At 64.9% G+C, this 14,998-nt stretch carries 17 protein-coding genes; 1 reads left to right on the forward strand and 16 read right to left on the reverse strand.

Going from position 1 to position 14,998, the window contains the following annotated elements:
• Nucleotides 1–129: 129 nt before the first annotated feature.
• The 15 genes from POS15_RS13705 to POS15_RS13775 form a co-directional block, all read right to left on the reverse strand.
• Nucleotides 130–375 carry a DUF2274 domain-containing protein gene (locus tag POS15_RS13705; RefSeq protein WP_187788184.1) on the reverse strand — a complete coding sequence of 82 codons (246 nt, stop codon included), beginning with the start codon at nucleotides 373–375 and terminating at the stop codon, nucleotides 130–132.
• On the reverse strand, nucleotides 372–1,643 hold the full coding sequence (locus tag POS15_RS13710) for a TrbI/VirB10 family protein (protein WP_284128315.1): 1,272 nt from the start codon (nucleotides 1,641–1,643) through the stop codon (nucleotides 372–374). The genes POS15_RS13705 and POS15_RS13710 overlap by 4 nt, the downstream gene beginning before the upstream one ends.
• Before the next feature lie 2 nt (nucleotides 1,644–1,645).
• Nucleotides 1,646–2,650, reverse strand: a complete 1,005-nt coding sequence (gene trbG / locus POS15_RS13715; protein WP_284128316.1) for a P-type conjugative transfer protein TrbG — start codon at nucleotides 2,648–2,650, stop codon at nucleotides 1,646–1,648.
• Nucleotides 2,647–3,351: a conjugal transfer protein TrbF gene (trbF, locus tag POS15_RS13720; protein WP_187788187.1), complete on the reverse strand. Its 705-nt coding sequence runs from the start codon at nucleotides 3,349–3,351 to the stop codon at nucleotides 2,647–2,649. Before trbF ends, trbG begins: the two co-directional genes overlap by 4 nt.
• A gap of 17 nt (nucleotides 3,352–3,368) precedes the next feature.
• Nucleotides 3,369–4,745 (reverse strand): P-type conjugative transfer protein TrbL, encoded by a 1,377-nt coding sequence (trbL, locus tag POS15_RS13725; protein WP_284128317.1) that lies wholly within the window; start codon nucleotides 4,743–4,745, stop codon nucleotides 3,369–3,371.
• Complete coding sequence (locus tag POS15_RS13730) at nucleotides 4,742–5,080, reverse strand: hypothetical protein (protein WP_284128318.1); 339 nt, start codon at nucleotides 5,078–5,080, stop codon at nucleotides 4,742–4,744. Before POS15_RS13730 ends, trbL begins: the two co-directional genes overlap by 4 nt.
• A 12-nt stretch (nucleotides 5,081–5,092) precedes the next feature.
• Nucleotides 5,093–5,830: a P-type conjugative transfer protein TrbJ gene (trbJ, locus tag POS15_RS13735; RefSeq protein ID WP_187788190.1), complete on the reverse strand. Its 738-nt coding sequence runs from the start codon at nucleotides 5,828–5,830 to the stop codon at nucleotides 5,093–5,095.
• A complete protein-coding gene (gene trbE, locus POS15_RS13740; protein WP_284128319.1) occupies nucleotides 5,827–8,277 on the reverse strand; it encodes a conjugal transfer protein TrbE in 2,451 nt (816 codons plus the stop codon). The genes trbJ and trbE overlap by 4 nt, the downstream gene beginning before the upstream one ends.
• Nucleotides 8,278–8,287: 10 nt before the next feature.
• Nucleotides 8,288–8,557 (reverse strand): VirB3 family type IV secretion system protein, encoded by a 270-nt coding sequence (locus tag POS15_RS13745; protein ID WP_187788192.1) that lies wholly within the window; start codon nucleotides 8,555–8,557, stop codon nucleotides 8,288–8,290.
• The gene (locus POS15_RS13750) at nucleotides 8,554–8,940 is read right to left on the reverse strand and encodes a TrbC/VirB2 family protein (protein WP_187788193.1); all 387 of its coding nucleotides are present in this window, start codon (nucleotides 8,938–8,940) and stop codon (nucleotides 8,554–8,556) included. The genes POS15_RS13745 and POS15_RS13750 overlap by 4 nt, the downstream gene beginning before the upstream one ends.
• Nucleotides 8,937–10,007: a P-type conjugative transfer ATPase TrbB gene (gene trbB, locus POS15_RS13755; protein ID WP_284128320.1), complete on the reverse strand. Its 1,071-nt coding sequence runs from the start codon at nucleotides 10,005–10,007 to the stop codon at nucleotides 8,937–8,939. The genes POS15_RS13750 and trbB overlap by 4 nt, the downstream gene beginning before the upstream one ends.
• Nucleotides 10,004–10,480 (reverse strand): CopG family transcriptional regulator, encoded by a 477-nt coding sequence (locus POS15_RS13760; protein ID WP_284128321.1) that lies wholly within the window; start codon nucleotides 10,478–10,480, stop codon nucleotides 10,004–10,006. Before POS15_RS13760 ends, trbB begins: the two co-directional genes overlap by 4 nt.
• Nucleotides 10,477–12,477, reverse strand: coding sequence for a conjugal transfer protein TraG (locus POS15_RS13765; protein WP_284128322.1), 2,001 nt, complete (start codon nucleotides 12,475–12,477; stop codon nucleotides 10,477–10,479). The genes POS15_RS13760 and POS15_RS13765 overlap by 4 nt, the downstream gene beginning before the upstream one ends.
• 236 nt (nucleotides 12,478–12,713) lie before the next feature.
• Nucleotides 12,714–12,977, reverse strand: a complete 264-nt coding sequence (locus tag POS15_RS13770) for an EexN family lipoprotein (protein ID WP_187788197.1) — start codon at nucleotides 12,975–12,977, stop codon at nucleotides 12,714–12,716.
• Nucleotides 12,974–13,918, reverse strand: a complete 945-nt coding sequence (locus POS15_RS13775) for a LysR substrate-binding domain-containing protein (RefSeq protein WP_284128323.1) — start codon at nucleotides 13,916–13,918, stop codon at nucleotides 12,974–12,976. The genes POS15_RS13770 and POS15_RS13775 overlap by 4 nt, the downstream gene beginning before the upstream one ends.
• Before the next feature lie 199 nt (nucleotides 13,919–14,117).
• Here POS15_RS13775 and POS15_RS13780 point away from each other — a divergent pair, with 199 nt between their 5' ends.
• Complete coding sequence (locus POS15_RS13780) at nucleotides 14,118–14,312, forward strand: heavy-metal-associated domain-containing protein (RefSeq protein ID WP_187788199.1); 195 nt, start codon at nucleotides 14,118–14,120, stop codon at nucleotides 14,310–14,312.
• Between the two features lie 335 nt (nucleotides 14,313–14,647).
• On the opposite strand, the gene fdx is transcribed toward POS15_RS13780, so the two are convergent.
• Nucleotides 14,648–14,989, reverse strand: a complete 342-nt coding sequence (fdx, locus tag POS15_RS13785) for an ISC system 2Fe-2S type ferredoxin (RefSeq protein ID WP_284129647.1) — start codon at nucleotides 14,987–14,989, stop codon at nucleotides 14,648–14,650.
• Nucleotides 14,990–14,998: the final 9 nt, after the last annotated feature.

Consider the following 14,998-nt stretch of genomic DNA (forward strand, 5'->3'; position numbering starts at 1 on the left):
GGGGCGGCACAGCGGGCAAAGTCGCATCGTCATCATAGTCCTGGCTTGTCACAAACCACCTCACAAAGCGAAAGCGCAGCCCGAGGGCTGCGCTTTCATCGTGCGCGTATTGTGGATGCGTCCGCATCGTCAACCTGGCTTAGGGACTGCGGCCTTGCCCACACTTCCCTTCCTGAATCCCCGGTCGCCAACGATGAATGCTTCGAGCATGTACGGGATCAGCGTTGCGGCATCGACCGTCTCGCCATACGCCTGCGCGTGCAGCGCAGCGTAGCGGTCGAGATCTGCTTTCAGGCTGGCCGGGCACGAGAAAGTCAGCTTGATGACTTCATGGCGAGGCAGAGGGCCGAGCCGCAATTTCTTGGTCGTGCTCATCGTGAAATTCCCTTGTTGAAAAAGAGCGGCTGGTAGGGACGCAATACCAGATCACGCGCCACGATGATCCGCACCGGCAAGCCGGGCCGGCTGGTCAGCGTGGGCTGCATGTTGAGGTTTCGGCGGGTCATCTCCTGGCCGACCTGATTGATGCTGTCCTGCGCACTGTCGCGCCCGGCGATGATGACGCGATCACCATCCTGCCGGTTCTCGGGCGCGGCCAGCTCGGCGCCGATGCCCAGCAGCGTCGTCAATGCCGCGCCGGCGAAGACGCGATCCCAATGCCAGTCCACTTCGTCTTCCAGCCCGGCATAGCCGGCCGGGTCGGTGCCAGCTAGGTTGTCGAGCGCCAGCGAAGACGTGTCCGGCAGAATGATTCGGTTCCACACCACCTGTACGCGGCTTTGCCCGTAGCTGACCTGGCTGTTGTATTTGCCCAGGATGCGCGAACCCTGCGGAATCAGCAGGAATCGCCCGGTGGCCGTGTCATAGACCGGCTCCGTCACGGTAGCGATCACGTCGCCCGGTAGATCGGACTTGATGCCCGTCACTAGCGCCCCGGCAACCACCGTCCCGGCCATGACCTGATACGGCGAAGCCGGCAAGGTCAGATTGCCGGAATTACGGGTTTCCTTAGAACCACCTTTCAGGAAAGCCTCTTTCTGATCTTGCCGGTTCTGCACCGCGGTCGGGTCGGCAGTCTGGGCGGCCGTCGAGGCCGGCCCGGCGGCCATCGGGTCGAACGCCGCATTGGCGGCGAAGCCTGGCGCGGCGGCGGCCTGCGACTGCGCCACTGGCGCGGCTTTCTGCGAACCCGAGCGAAAGAACACGGACGAAGCCGCGGCCGATTCGGCTTCCTTGCGCAGCGCGTCGTTCGGGTCATGATCGGGGGCCGCGTAAGCGGCCGTCACCGGTTGCTGCGACTTGACGATGGCCGGGCCGAGATCGCCCGGCAGCGGCGGCCCCAGATCGGGGACGGCGGGCGGCAGCTTCGAGTAGTCCGACGGCAACGCATCCAGCCCATCGGACTTCGACACGCGATCCACGTTGTATAGCTCGGTCTGTTCGCCCGCGCCGCGCCGCTGAGGTTGCAGTGACCACATCAGCGCGCCGAGCACGGCTACCGACAGGCCGCCAGCGAGGATGGCCAACGTGCGCCGGTTCAGGCGTGTGACCGGGCGCGGCTGGGCGCGCAGCGCCACAGCCTCGGGCGCGACCTTGTCTGCCGCCTGCGGCGCTGCAAGGTCGGGGGTGTCGTCCTGGGTCATGGTCAGTTCCTCCGCTCCACGCCATCGGTGCGCTCAATCCGCACCACGTCGCCCTTGTCGCCGCCCAGGCGCAATTCGGCCGCGCCAAACAGCCGATCCACGATGTAGTACGGCGGACGGAAACGGTAGTTCACCAGTTGTCCGTCGCCTTGTGCGCCGATGACGAACAGCGGCGGCAGCTCGCCTTGCGCGATACCTGGCGGGAACTGGATATAGACCTTCTCGCCATCGTCGAAGGCACGCAACGGCTTCCACGGCGGATTGCTGCCAGACACGGCGTAGCGGAAGCGGATCTTCTCCAGCGACAGGCCACCATCGACCGGCGCTGCCGCCTGCGCCGCCTGGTTCTGGCGCTGCAAGGCCAGCATCTTGTCCTTGGGATAGTCCCAGGACACTGACGCCATCCACGCCTTTTCCGTCGAGGTCAGTTCCAGCAAATACGTCCGGCGGCTGGTGGTGATGACGAGATTGGTTTTCAAGCCTGAGCGAATGGGCTTGACCAGCACATTGACGCGCAGCGCGTCGCCGCTGCCGCTGGACGTGTCGCCGACAATCCAGCGCACGGTATCGCCAGCGGCCACCGTCACCAGTTCTTCGCCTGGCTGGAGCGAAACCAGGGTCACGCGCCCCGGTGCGGCATAGACCTGATAGAGCGCGCCATCGGTAAAGGGCCACACCTGAATCGCATTGACGTATCCCTCGCGGGTCGGCGCGATGCGGGCCTCGGCGTTGGCGCGCGAAACGCGTACCTTCTCGTCGACGGGCTCCGGGGCAGCCGGGGCGGCATCGACTTCCGGCAGCGGCTTCAACTGCGCAGGCAGTGCCAACGGCTCGGGGACTGCGATGACTTCTACCGGCTTGGGCGGCTCGGGCATTGGCTGCGCCAGCACCGGCTCATCAAGCGAGATGGTCGGCGGCGGCTTGCCCTGCGAGGCGCAGCCCAGCAATGACGATGTGGTGGCCGCGAGTGTCAGCACGAAAGCGTAAATGCGGAAAGGCAGGTTCATGGCTTGGCTCCTTCAGAAGAATCCAGTTCGCGGCTCCACGCCAAGCCATTGACGTAGATGCCCAGGGGATTGCGGCGTAGGCGTTCTTCGGTGCGCGGGGTTTGCAGGACGATGGACACCACGGCCGTCCACCGTTCCAGCCCGGCAGCGGCTCCATTGACGTAGCGGCGTTCCGTCCAGCGCACGTTGAAAGATGTGTCGCTGGCGCGGACGACGCTGGTGATCTGCACCGTCACCGACTCCTTGCCGATGCGAGCGAACGGGTCATTGGTGCGGGCGTAATCGTTGAGCACGGCCGCGCCCTTGTCGGTCGTGTAGTCGTAGGCATCGAGCCAGTTCTGCCGCACGACGATGGGATCAACGGACAGCGAACGCACCATCGTCACGAAGCGCGCCAGGTGGTGTGCGATCTGTGCATCGGCGGGCCGATAGGGTGTGGCGGCCTCGCCCACGGTTCGCACCTGTCCGGCCTGATCGACCTCGATGACATAGGGCGTCACGATGGACTGCGCCGAGCGCCACACCAAGCCGCCCGCCATAAGCAGCGCGAGCGTGAGGCAACCGAAGGCCATCAGCCGCCAGTTCTTCGCCTGCACGCGGGCTGAGCCGATGCGGTTGTCCCACACCTGCGCGGCGGCTTGATAAGGGGTGGCAGGCTGCGGCGTATCGGCATAGCGCACCTGCGGTCGCTTGAATCGCATGGGTTTCTCCTTAAAGGTCAGGTATCGGAATCGCGCAGGCTCGGGCCTTGCCCGGAGCCGCCGCCGTCGCCACCGCGCAGCGTGTGGGCGGCGGTGGTCGCGGCATGGGTGATTTGCTGGCGGCGGTGCATCCGCTTGGCCCAGGCGGGTTGTTCCTGCTTGGGCGAGTCGGCGGCACCTTCTGCCGCTTCGCCGGCGGCGGCCTGGCTTGCGCCGGCAGCACCAGCGCCTGTGCCGTTCCAGCCGGCGCGGAAGGAACCGGCCACCTTCTGCCCGGCAGCCGAAGCGCCGGACGCGGCGCGGCGGCCCGCCGCCTGCGCGCCTGCCTTGGCGACGTTGCCGAGGCCAGCCGCCGCGCCCTTGGCCCCGCCACCCGCGGCGGCTGAACCTGCTTGAAATGTCGAGCGGGCGCTACTGGCCGCCGTCGTGGCGGCACGCGCACCAGAGCCGGCCAGCTTGGCGGCAGCCGGGGCCATGCGCGCCCCGGCCATGACGGCACCACCCACGCCGGTTGCGGCGGAACCAATGGCAACGCCGGTGCCGACAGCACCGACTGCAGCGCCTGCCATCGCGCCCGCACCGAGCTGCGGTGCACCAGACACTAGGCCCGTGGCAATGCCCGGCCCGAAGATGCCGAGCGCGAGCAACGCGAGAGAAGCCAGCATGATGACGAGCGCGTGGTCGATGGAAGGCTCGTCGGGATGAACCTGGAACTCCGCGAACAGGCCCGAACCGATACCGACGATGACAGCCAGCACTAAGACCTTGATGCCCGACGAAACCACGTTGCCGAGCACTTTTTCGGCCAGGAAACTCGTCTTGTTCCAGAGCGCAAACGGCACCAGTACGAAGCCCGCCAAGGTGGTCAACTTGAACTCGATCAGCGTAATGAATAGCTGTACCGCGAGCACGAAGAAGCAGAGGATCACCACCAGCCAAGCGAGGAACATCACGACGATGGGGTCGAGGTTCACGAACACTTCGGGGAAACCGGCCATATCGCCGATCTGGTCGAGGATCGGCGCAGCCGCGTCGATTCCGGTCTTCGCCAGTTGGCCCGGTTTCAGGAAGTTCTCCATGCTCAACGTCGAGCCGGTGGCTGTCAGGCCCAGGCCGGCGAACGACCGGAAGACGATGCCGGCCAGCCAGTTGAAGTTGTTGATGATGTAGGCGAAGGCACCGACGTAGAGCACCTTGCGCAGCAGCTTGGCGATCACGTCCTCGCCCTGACCAGTCGCATGGCTCATTGCCCAATACAGGCCCGCGATGGTCATGTCGATGACGATGAGCGTGGCCGTCAGGAACGCCACTTCGCCTTGCAACAGCCCGAAACCCGAGTCGATGTAGCGCGAGAAGGTATCGAGGAATCTGTCGATGATGGTCACATCGTTCATGGCGTGTCCTCCGTAGGAGTGAGCGGCGCATCGTCCCCTTGCAGATCGTCGGCAGGCGTATCGAAGCTGGCTGGAATGGGCGGCAGTTCAGCCAGCGAGCCGTATTCGTCCGGCCCGGTGTGGCCGGCGAAGAAGCGCCGCCGGAAGGCGTCCGCGGCGATGCGGCAAGCGTCTTCGCCCACGGCCTGCCGATCGGTCGCGCATTGCGCGCGCAGCGCCTTGAGCCGCACGGGGTCGGCGGCCAAGGTCGCAGCCTGGTCTTCGGTTGGCTGCTGGCCGCACGCGGTGAGCAGCACGACCAGCAGCGAAACCGACAGGACATGAACGCATCGCATGGCCGCCTCCTGTCAGTGGTTGTAGAAGTTGACGGACTGCGGTGTATACGGCGTCCCGGTGCCGAGGAAGCGCCGCCGCACTTCGCGGGCGCGCTCGGTGGCTGCTGCCTGCCGCGCCAGTTCCAGAGAGGCCGCGCGGCCCTGCGTGATCTGGAGCTGCTGCGCCTGGATGGACTGCTTAGCCTGCAAGGCCAGCAGTTGATTGGTCGCCTGCATGGCTTGCAGCGCGCCGGTGGCCGATTGGCTCTGGCTCACGAGGTCGGCCAGCGCGCTTTCGTCTTGGGCGAGGTTCTGCGACACCTGCGCCTGCATCCGCATCGCGGTGTGCAGGCCGTCGAGCGTGTTCTTCCACCGCTCGCGGGCATCGCGCAGCATCTGGTCGCCGCTCACCGTAGCGGCGTACTGCTCCGGGTACAGCCGCGCAAATTCCCGATCCATGTTCTGCACGTCGTAGGCCAGCCCTTGCGCTTCGGCAATCAGGCGTTCGGTCGTGGCGAGCGTCGAGCGCAGCCGGTTGACGATGTTGAAGTCGAGATTCGCCAGGTTGCGCGCCTGGTTCATCAACATCTGTGCTTCGTTCTGAAGCTGGTTGATCTGGTTGTTGATCTGCTCCAGCGTGCGGATGGCAGTCAGCGTGTTCTGCACCAAGTTGACTGGATCAACGAAGGTGAGGGCCGCCGCCGGCTGGGCGAGCATCAGCGAGCCGGCCAGCGCGGCGGCGAGCGAAACAGAAAGCACACGGGTCTTCATGGCAGGTTCTCCTGTCGTGGTTGGGAAAGGAAAGACGCCGCCGCCGGTGAGGACGGCAGCAGGTCGGCGGCCCAATCAAGGCCGCGATGGCGCAGCCAAGCGCCAGCGAAGCCGGGAGCGCCGGCCTGCGTCAGCACGCGGTCGATGTCGCGTTGGTCTTGCGGTGTGGATGCGCCCGCGAAGGCGAGCGCGGCCGGCCCCAGGTCGAGGTCGAACAGGCGATTGCCGAGGCGCGATTGGTAGTAGTAGTCGCGCTTGGGCTGCGCGGTGGCGACGATTTCGATTTGCCGGCTGTTGAGGCCGAAGCCTTCGTAAATCGTGCGAATCTGCGGCTCGGTCGCCTGCGGGTTAGGAAGAAAAATCCGACTAGCGCAGCTCTCGATGATCGCGGGCGCGATAGTCGAGTCTTTAATGTCCGCCAAGCTCTGCGTGGCGAAGATCACCGACACGTTTTTCTTGCGCAGCGTCTTGAGCCATTGCCGGATGCGCGCCGCGAAAGACGGCTCATCGAGGAACAGCCAGGCTTCATCGAGGATCAGCAGCGTGGGAGCACCGTCGAAACGCTCATCGAAGCGGGCAAACAGGTAGCGCAGCACCGCTTGCACGGCGGCGGGGCTGTGCATCAGTTCTTCCATCTCGAAGCCCTGCACGGCAGCCATGCCCAGTCGGTCGAGGTCAGCGTCCAGCAGCTTGCCGTGCGCGCCGCCCAGCACATAGGGCGAAAGCGCCTGCCGCAACGCGTTGGATTGCAGCAGTACGGAGAACCCGGTCAGAGTGCGTTGCTCCACAGGCGCACCGGCCAGGCTTCCAAGTGCCGACCAGATCGTGGCCTTCTCATCAGGGCCGACGGTTACGCCTTCATGCAGCAGGCGGCCTTCCACCCATTCGGCCGCCCAGGTGCGGTAGCCCCCGCCGTCGATGCGGGCGAGCGGCTGGAAGGCGATACCGCCATCAGCGCCGAGGTCGTAGTGTTCGCCGCCCAGGCCGAGAATCGTGGCGCGCATCGAGCGCCCCATGTCGAAGGCGAAGATGCGCGAGCCGAAGTAGCGGCGGAACTGCATCGCCAAGATGGCGAGCAGTACCGACTTGCCCATGCCGGTCGGGCCAGCCACCAGCGTGTGGCCGACGTCACCGATGTGCGTCACCAGCCGGAAAGGCGTCGCGCCATCGGTGCGGGTGACGATCAGCGGCGGCCCGTCAAGGTGGTCGTTTTTCTCTGGCCCGGCCCACACCGCCGACAGCGGCATCATGTGCGCCAGGTTCAACGTGGAAACGATGGGCTGGCGCACATTCGCATAGGCGTTGCCGGGAATGGACGACAACCAGGCATCGACCGCGTTCAAGGTTTCGGGGATGGTCACGAAGCCCCGGCCCTGGATGACGCGCTCCACCATGCGCAACTTTTCGTCGGCAGCAGCCGGGTCGGCGTCAAGCACCGTCACTGTGGCGGTGAGGTAGCCGAAGGCGACCTGATCGCTGCCCAGCTCCTGCAAGGCGGCGTCCGCATCGACGGCCTTGTTATTGGCGTCGGTATCGACCAGCGGCGACTCCTGCTGGAAGATCGTTTCACGCAGCAGCGCGACGACGTTCTTGCGCTTGGCGAACCATTGACGGCGCAGGCGGCCCAGCTCCTTTTCCGCCTCGGCTTTGTCCATGCAGACAAAGCGCGTACTCCAGCGGTAGCCAAAGCCCAGGCGGTTGAGGTCGTCCAGCAGGCCCGGCCAGGTCGAGGTCGGAAAGCCGCGCACCGACACCACGCGCAGGTGCTGGTCGCCCAGCATGGGCGCGAGGCCACCGACCAGGGCGGAATCGGCCAGCAGCGCGTCGATGTGGAACGGCACTTCGGGCACGCCCACGCAATAGCGCCGCGTCGAAAGCGTGGCGTGCAAGTAGGTCAGCGTTTCAGCGTCGTCGAGCCAGGCGATCTCCGGCATGATGCCATCGAGCAGGTCAAAGACGCGATCAGTTTCCGCCGTGAAGGCATCGAGCCGGCTGCGCCAGTCCACGCCGTCACCGGGTGCGTGCTCGTAGAGCAGCTTGGCGGCGCGGGCACGGGATTCCTCCGGCGGCAAGTAAGCCAGCGTCAGGTGATAGCCGCTCTCGAAGTGATGGCCCGATTCCTCGAAGGCGGCGCGGCGCTCCTCCTCCACCAGCCAGGACAGCGGTTCGGGGAAGTCCGAACGCGGGTAGTCGGCAGCAGGGCGGCGCTCGGCTTCGATGAACAGTGCCCAGCCCGAACCCAGCCGGCGCAGCGCGTTGTTCAGCCGCGCCGACGTGGCGATCAACTCGCCTTGCGTGGCGCTGTCCAAGTCCGGCCCGCGAAAACGTGCCGTGCGCTGGAATGAAGCATCCTTGTTCAGCACCACGCCTGGCGCGATCAACCCAGCCCAGGGCAGCCAATCGGCCAGCAACGCGGGCCTCTGACGGTATTCAGCAAGGTTAAGCATGGCATCTCCCTCACACGTCCAGCAGCGGCTTGTGCTTGATGTGCCGGGCGAAGACCTGCATGAATTGCGGATCGACGCGCGCCCCCCAAACCGCCAGCGAATGGCCGACGATCCACAGCACCACGCCAGGAATCCACAATTGCAGGCCCAGCCCGACGGCGGCGGCTAGCGTGCCGTTGGCAATGGCCACGGTGCGCGGAGCACCGCCCAGCAGGATCGGCTCGGTCAGCGAGCGATGCAGCGGCACCTCGAAGCCAGGAAGATCGTTGACCGTGCTCATACGACGGCCCCGCCGGAGAACGAGAAGAACGACAGGAAGAAAGAAGACGCGGCGAACGCGATGGACAAGCCGAACACAATCTGGACCAGCTTGCGGAAACCGCCTGACGTATCGCCGAAGGCGAGCGCGAGGCCCGTGGCGATGATGATGATGACCGCGACGATGCGGGCCACCGGCCCTTGAATTGACTCCAGAATGGATTGCAACGGCCCTTCCCAGGGCATCGACGAACCGGCGGCCTGTGCCGTGCCAGCCAGCAACAGCAGCAGCGCGGCCAGCAGCAGACCTTGCCCCGCCGGGCGGCCCAGGCTGCGCAGCCGCGACAGGCAGGACAGGCGGGGAAGCAGATTTACGGAAAAGCGGAAAGCATGGGCGTGCGTCATGGCAATTCTCCAGAGTGGTCAGGGGTCGACGAAAGCGCAGCGGCATCGGCTGCAAGAAGACCCGGCGGCAGCTCGGGAAACGGCGTTTCCAGCGCGTCCGCCAGGCGATAGCCCGTGCCGTCGAAGCCGAAGACACGGGCAATGCTTCCGACGCGGCGCTTGCGGCCACGTCCGGCGATGTGGATGACGACGTTGACCGCCTCGGCGATCAGCGCCCGCGGCGGGTTCACCGCGACTTCGAGAATCAGTTGTTCCAGGCGCAGCAACGCGCCCAGCGCGGAACCGGCGTGGATGGTGGCGATACCGCCGGGGTGTCCCGTTCCCCACACTTTGATGAGGTCAAGGGCTTCGCCGCCGCGCACTTCGCCGACGATCACACGGTCGGGGCGCAGCCGCATCGTGGCGCGCACCAGCTCGGTCATGGACACTACGCCCGCGCGGGTGCGCAGCGGCACATGATCGCGGGCCGCGCATTGCAGCTCGATGGTGTCTTCGAGCACCAGCACGCGGTCGCCGGTGGCGGCAATTTCGGCCAGCAGCGCGTTCGCCAGCGTGGTCTTGCCGCTGCTGGTCGCGCCCGCGATCAGGATGTTCTGGCGCTCGCGCACGGCGCGGCGCAGAAATTCCGCTTGATCGACGGTCAGAATGCCGTCGCTGACGTAGCGATCCAGGCCGATGATGCTCACCGCCCGCTTGCGCAGCGCGAAAGCCGGGCCAGGCGCGGCCGGCGGCAAGATACCCTCGAAGCGCTCGCCGGTTTCCGGTAGTTCGGCGGTCAGCAGCGGTTGGCCGCGATGCACCTCCGCGCCGACGTGCGCAGCCACTAGGCGAATGATGCGTTCGCCATCGGCTTCGGGCAGTTCAACGCCCAGCGGCGTGCGGCCTGATGACAGCCGATCCACCCATAAGGTGCGGTCGGGGTTGAGCATGATTTCCACCACGTCCGGGTCTTCCAGCGCGGTGGCGATGAGTGGCCCCATTGCCGTGCGCAGCATCTGGATACGGCGATCCAGCGAGGTCGCGGCAGACGAACGGGGTTCAGGCGGGATCTTCGGGGCGGTGCTCATGAGGCACGCTCCGCAGCGCGTTCATGGGCTTCGGCCTGCACTACCGCGTCATCCATCCGCATCGGGTCGGGATGCAGTTCTTCCACCACATCGCGCACCAGGCTTCGGCCACGCAGCAGGTGGCGGCCAAGTTGTTCGATGAACTGCTCGAAGCGCGCCTTGCCTTGGGCGCGGGCTGCGTCTTGGTGCGCCTCGGGAACCGGCGTGCTGACGGTCAGGAAGTAGCGGATGAACAGCGCCAGCGTTTCGATCTGGATGTTCTGGTCGCGCTCCAGGCGCTCGGCCTGCCGCGACAGGCGATCCAGCCGCTTGGCGATCGCGGCCTCGCGCTGATCGCTGGCGTCCGGCGACAGCCAGGACGCCAGCGCCGCGGCGACGATGGACGACTTGGACACGCCTTTTTTGGCGGCCAGTTCGTCGAGGCGCTTGGCGTGCTCGTGCTGAATGAACAGATTGAGGCGGTATTGGCTCATAGGTCGATTCCGTCATTGGGGTCGAGGGAAGCCAGCCGGGCCGTGCGCTGCATGGCCGGGTCGAACTGGCCGGGAAGCGGCAGCGGCAGGTCGTCGTCGTCATCGAGCAGCCCTAGGTCGGTCGCGTGTGCGTCCGTTTCGAGGTCGTAAGCGACGGTTTCGGATAGCTCCGGCTGGCGGCGCGGGCCGCCGTCATCAGGGCCGCCCAGGTCGTCTGCGGATGCCAAGGCCGGCGCGCCGGGTACGGCGGGAATCGCCAACCCGCTCCAGTCGTCTGGCCGTGACGGCGGCGCGTCGGCGTATTGCCCGGCCGCGAGCGCGGGCGGCAGTAGTACGCGACTCTTGAAGTTGGCGTCGGCGTAGTAGCGCAGCTTCTTCGCCTTGATCGGCGCGACGCTGGACACCATCACCACAGCGTCATCGGGCGGGAGCTGCATCACCTCGCCAGGCGTAAGCAACGGACGTGCGGTTTCTTGCCGCGACACCATCAGGTGCCCGAGCCACGGCGCGAGTCGGTGGCCCGCATAGTTGCGCTGCGCGCGCAGTTCGGTCGCCGTGCCGAGCGTTTCGGAAATCCTTTTCGCCGTGCGTTCGTCGTTGGTGGCGAACGTCACGCGAACGTGGCAGTTGTCCAGAATCGAATGGTTCTGGCCGTAGGCTTTGTCGATCTGGTTGAGGGACTGAGCGATGAGGAAGCTGCGGATGCCGTACCCAGCCATGAAGGCAAGCGCCGACTCGAAGAAGTCCAGGCGGCCCAGCGCCGGAAATTCATCGAGCATCAGCAGCAGCTTGTGGTTGCGCTGGATGCCGTCGGAACCGTCGAGCGATTCGGTGAGTCGCCGCCCGATCTGGTTCAGGATGAGCCGGATCAGCGGCTTGGTGCGGCTGATGTCGGACGGCGGCACCACCAGATAGAGCGATACCGGATGCTCGGCGGAAATCAGGTCGGCGATGCGCCAGTCGCAGCGCGAAGTGACTTCGGCCACCGTGGGATCGCGGTAAAGGCCGAGGAACGACATGGCGGTGCTCAAGACACCGGAACGCTCGTTGTCCGACTTGTTGAGCACTTCGCGCGCGGCGGATGCGACAACCGGGTGCGGTGCATCGCCCAGGTGCTTCGTCGTCATCATCCGGTGCAGCGTCAGCTCGAACGGGCAAGCCGGGTCACTGAGGAAGTTGGCGACGCCGCGCAGCGTCTTGTCCTCGCCCGCATAGAGCACATGCAGGATCGCGCCGACCAGCAGCGCGTGCGAAGTCTTCTCCCAATGGTTGCGACGTTCGAGTGCGCCATCGGGATCGACCAGAATGTCGGCCACGTTCTGCACGTCGCGCACTTCATGTGCGCCGCGCCGAACCTCCAGCAGCGGGTTATAGGCGGCCGACTTCGCATCGGTCGGGTTGAATAGCAGGCAATGGCTGAACCGCGAACGCCAGCCGGCAGTAAGCGTCCAGTTCTCGCCTTTGATGTCGTGAACGACGACGGACGCGGGCCAACTCAACAGGGTGGGAACAACTAGGCCGACGCCCTTGCCCGAGCGCGTGGGCGCAAAGGTCAGGACGTGTTCCGGGCCTTCGTGCCGCAGATACTGGCCGCGATGCAGGCCTAGGAAAACGCCGGCCGGCTGCGCCAGCCCGGCTTTCCGAACGTCATCCGCATGGGCCCAGCGTGCCGAACCGTAAGTGGTGACCAGACGCGACTGCCGCGAGCGCCACACTGACATGGCGATGGCAACCACCACGGCTACCAGACCGCTGCCGCCTGCAATTGCGCCACCTATGTCGAAGACGTGCGGCGCGTAGGCATCGAAGAAGAACCACCACTCGAACAGTCGCCAGGGGTGATAGACCGGCGTTCCAAAGAAGTCGAACCACGACGAGCCAAGGCGTAGTTGGTAGCCCAGAGCGGCGGCTGTCCATTGCGTTGCACTCCACACACCGGCGATCACGATGCCGAATACGGCGGCGATCTGCCCGAACAGCACACCCTGAGCTTGCATTGACTGGCCTCCGATTTCCCCTACGCTGTTTCCTCGTCGAAACGCGGCACAAGGACGTGCCGCATAGCGTGAGGATCAGTGCCGGGTCAGTGCCGGTCAAAGACCGTTATCGGAAGCAAGGTGATGAAATCAGCAAGGTTGCAGGCTGTGCAGAACCCAGTAAAAACGCCGCAGGCGCGGGCGCGCTGCGGCGTGTTGACAAAGAAGAACAGGATTTTTGGGCGAAGGACTGCCGATCAGAAATTCGGTGGTGTCTCCGATGGTGTGTAGGGCGTCTTTCCGTCGCCGTAGAACCGCTTGCGGGTAGCCTCGGCAACGCGGTTGCAAAGCACATCGCCCAGCGTCGCGCGATCAGTCTTGCACTGCTGGCGCAGTTTCTTCAAGCGTGCCGGATCGGCGGCCAGTTCTTCTACGGTCGGCACGTTGGCCTGCTTGGGCGTCTCCGACGGGCCGCAGGCCGTGAGTGCCGCAACCAGCAGCAAGGGGATCATTCGCTTCATGGCTCTGTGTCCTCCGGGGGTTCGGGTTCAGGTGGCGGCCTGGGCCGTGCGCGTTCGGGCAAATCGATGGCCTGCACCCGTTCGATGAACCGGGCCAGCACTTCCGAACACTCGCCTTCTCGATGCAACACATAGGTCGTTAGCACGGGGGAGCGGCCCGCCAAGGGCCGTGCTACCACACCCGGCTCGCGGCTAGCCGCGATGTGGGTTGCACCAGTCAGCCCCAGCGCAAAACCTGCGGATACGAGAGCCATCATCAAATCGCAGGAAGCCACGCGCTCGGCAATCAGCGGCTCCAAGTCCGCGCGGCGCAGTACCCGTTCGACCTGGCGCGCATGCCCTTCGCACGCGAGCGGATCGCACAGCACCAGCGGGTAACGCAGCATTTCTTCGAGGGGGATGCGCTTGTGCTTGAGCAGGGGATGGCGCGCAGGCACGGCCACCATTAGCTGATCACTCCACACCGCTTCGGCCACGATGCCTTCGCCCACCTCATCGGACTGGGCGAATCCCACGTCGTACAGGTCGTCATGCAGCCCCTTGAGTTGCTGCGACAATGGCACTTCAAACAGCCGAATCTCAACTTCGGGTTCTTCCTGCCTACATAGCGCCAACAAGGTTGGCAGGCGCGACGGGGTAATGCCATCGGACAGTGCAATGCGCAACTGGCCGTGGAAGCCATTTGCCGCCGCCTTCACACTCTCGCGAGCCTGCTGCAAGGCTGTGAAAATGCGCGGAACATGTGCCATAAGCAGCTTGCCCGCCCGCGTCAGCCGCGTACTGCGGCTGGTGCGTACGAACAACTGTTCGCCCAGGTCTTCTTCCAACTCCTTGATGGTGCGCGACAGCGGCGACTGCTCTATGTGCAAGCGCTCGGCGGCACGGGCGAAGTGCAGTTCTTCAGCCACAGCAAGAAAGCAGCGCAAGTGACGAAGTTCCATAGCCCTGTCCTTCCATGATCCTTGTTGATGTAGGGGACGAGATGCATACCTGCTGTAGTACCAGTCAAATTGAACTCAGATGCATGGCATATAATTATACATATGTTCATATGTAAATCAATGTTATGTGAATGGCGCTTGACCTTCCAACCGTGACAAGGATCAAACTTAGAGCATCCCAACCGGAAAGGAGTTTTCCATGCAATTCCATCTCGAAGACATGACCTGCGGCGGCTGCGCCCGCACCGTAACCAAGACGATCCAGTTGATCGACCCCAATGCCACGATCATCACGGACCCGCCGAGCCGTCGCGTCGAGGTGCAGACTTCGGCTTCCCAAGAGCAGATCGCCGCGGCCCTCAGCGAAGCTGGCTTCCCACCGCGTGCGCAGTAAAACCTCCTCGCGGTCGATCCGCACGTAGGTCGACCGCGATGCGGACACACGCGCCGTGCCGTATCTGGCGCGGCGCTCAGTGCTTCTCAAGGTAGGGAACCTTCTTTCTCATCTCAATGGCCCTCGCCGCCACCACCAGGTTCTCGGTCAGGGGCACGAAGCCCAGCGGCGTGTGCTGTTCTCGCCCACGCAGGCTCACTTGAGTTCCCAGCGATCAACATAGACCCCCTTGAAGCAAGGGTGTGTAGGCACTTGGATCGCGGATCGGTCGTCAGGCTGCATCGACCTCAATCCTTCGCTTACCAGCAACCCCGCCTGCAGCGGTACGCCAAGCCCTAGTGGTTCTCCTTGGCGTGGTTGATCGTGTACTTCGGGATCTCGACGGTCAGGTCCTCGTTCGCAACGATGGCCTGGCAGCTCAGGCGTGACTGCGCCTCTAGTCCCCACGCCCGATCGAGCAAGTCGTCCTCGCACTCCTCGACCTCGTTGAGCGACTCGAAGCCCTTGCGCACGATGCAGTGGCAGGTCGTGCATGCACAACTCATGTCGCAGGCATGCTCGATCTCGATGCCGTTGTCCAGCAGCGCTTCGCAGATCGAGGTGCCGGCTGGCACGTTCAGCACGGCGCCCTCAGGCGCCAGTTCAGGGTGAGGTAAGACGGTGATTTGGGCACGTATCTTCTGGCC

It is taken from the genome of Stenotrophomonas sp. BIO128-Bstrain, from assembly GCF_030128875.1.
Lineage (GTDB): Bacteria > Pseudomonadota > Gammaproteobacteria > Xanthomonadales > Xanthomonadaceae > Stenotrophomonas > Stenotrophomonas bentonitica_A.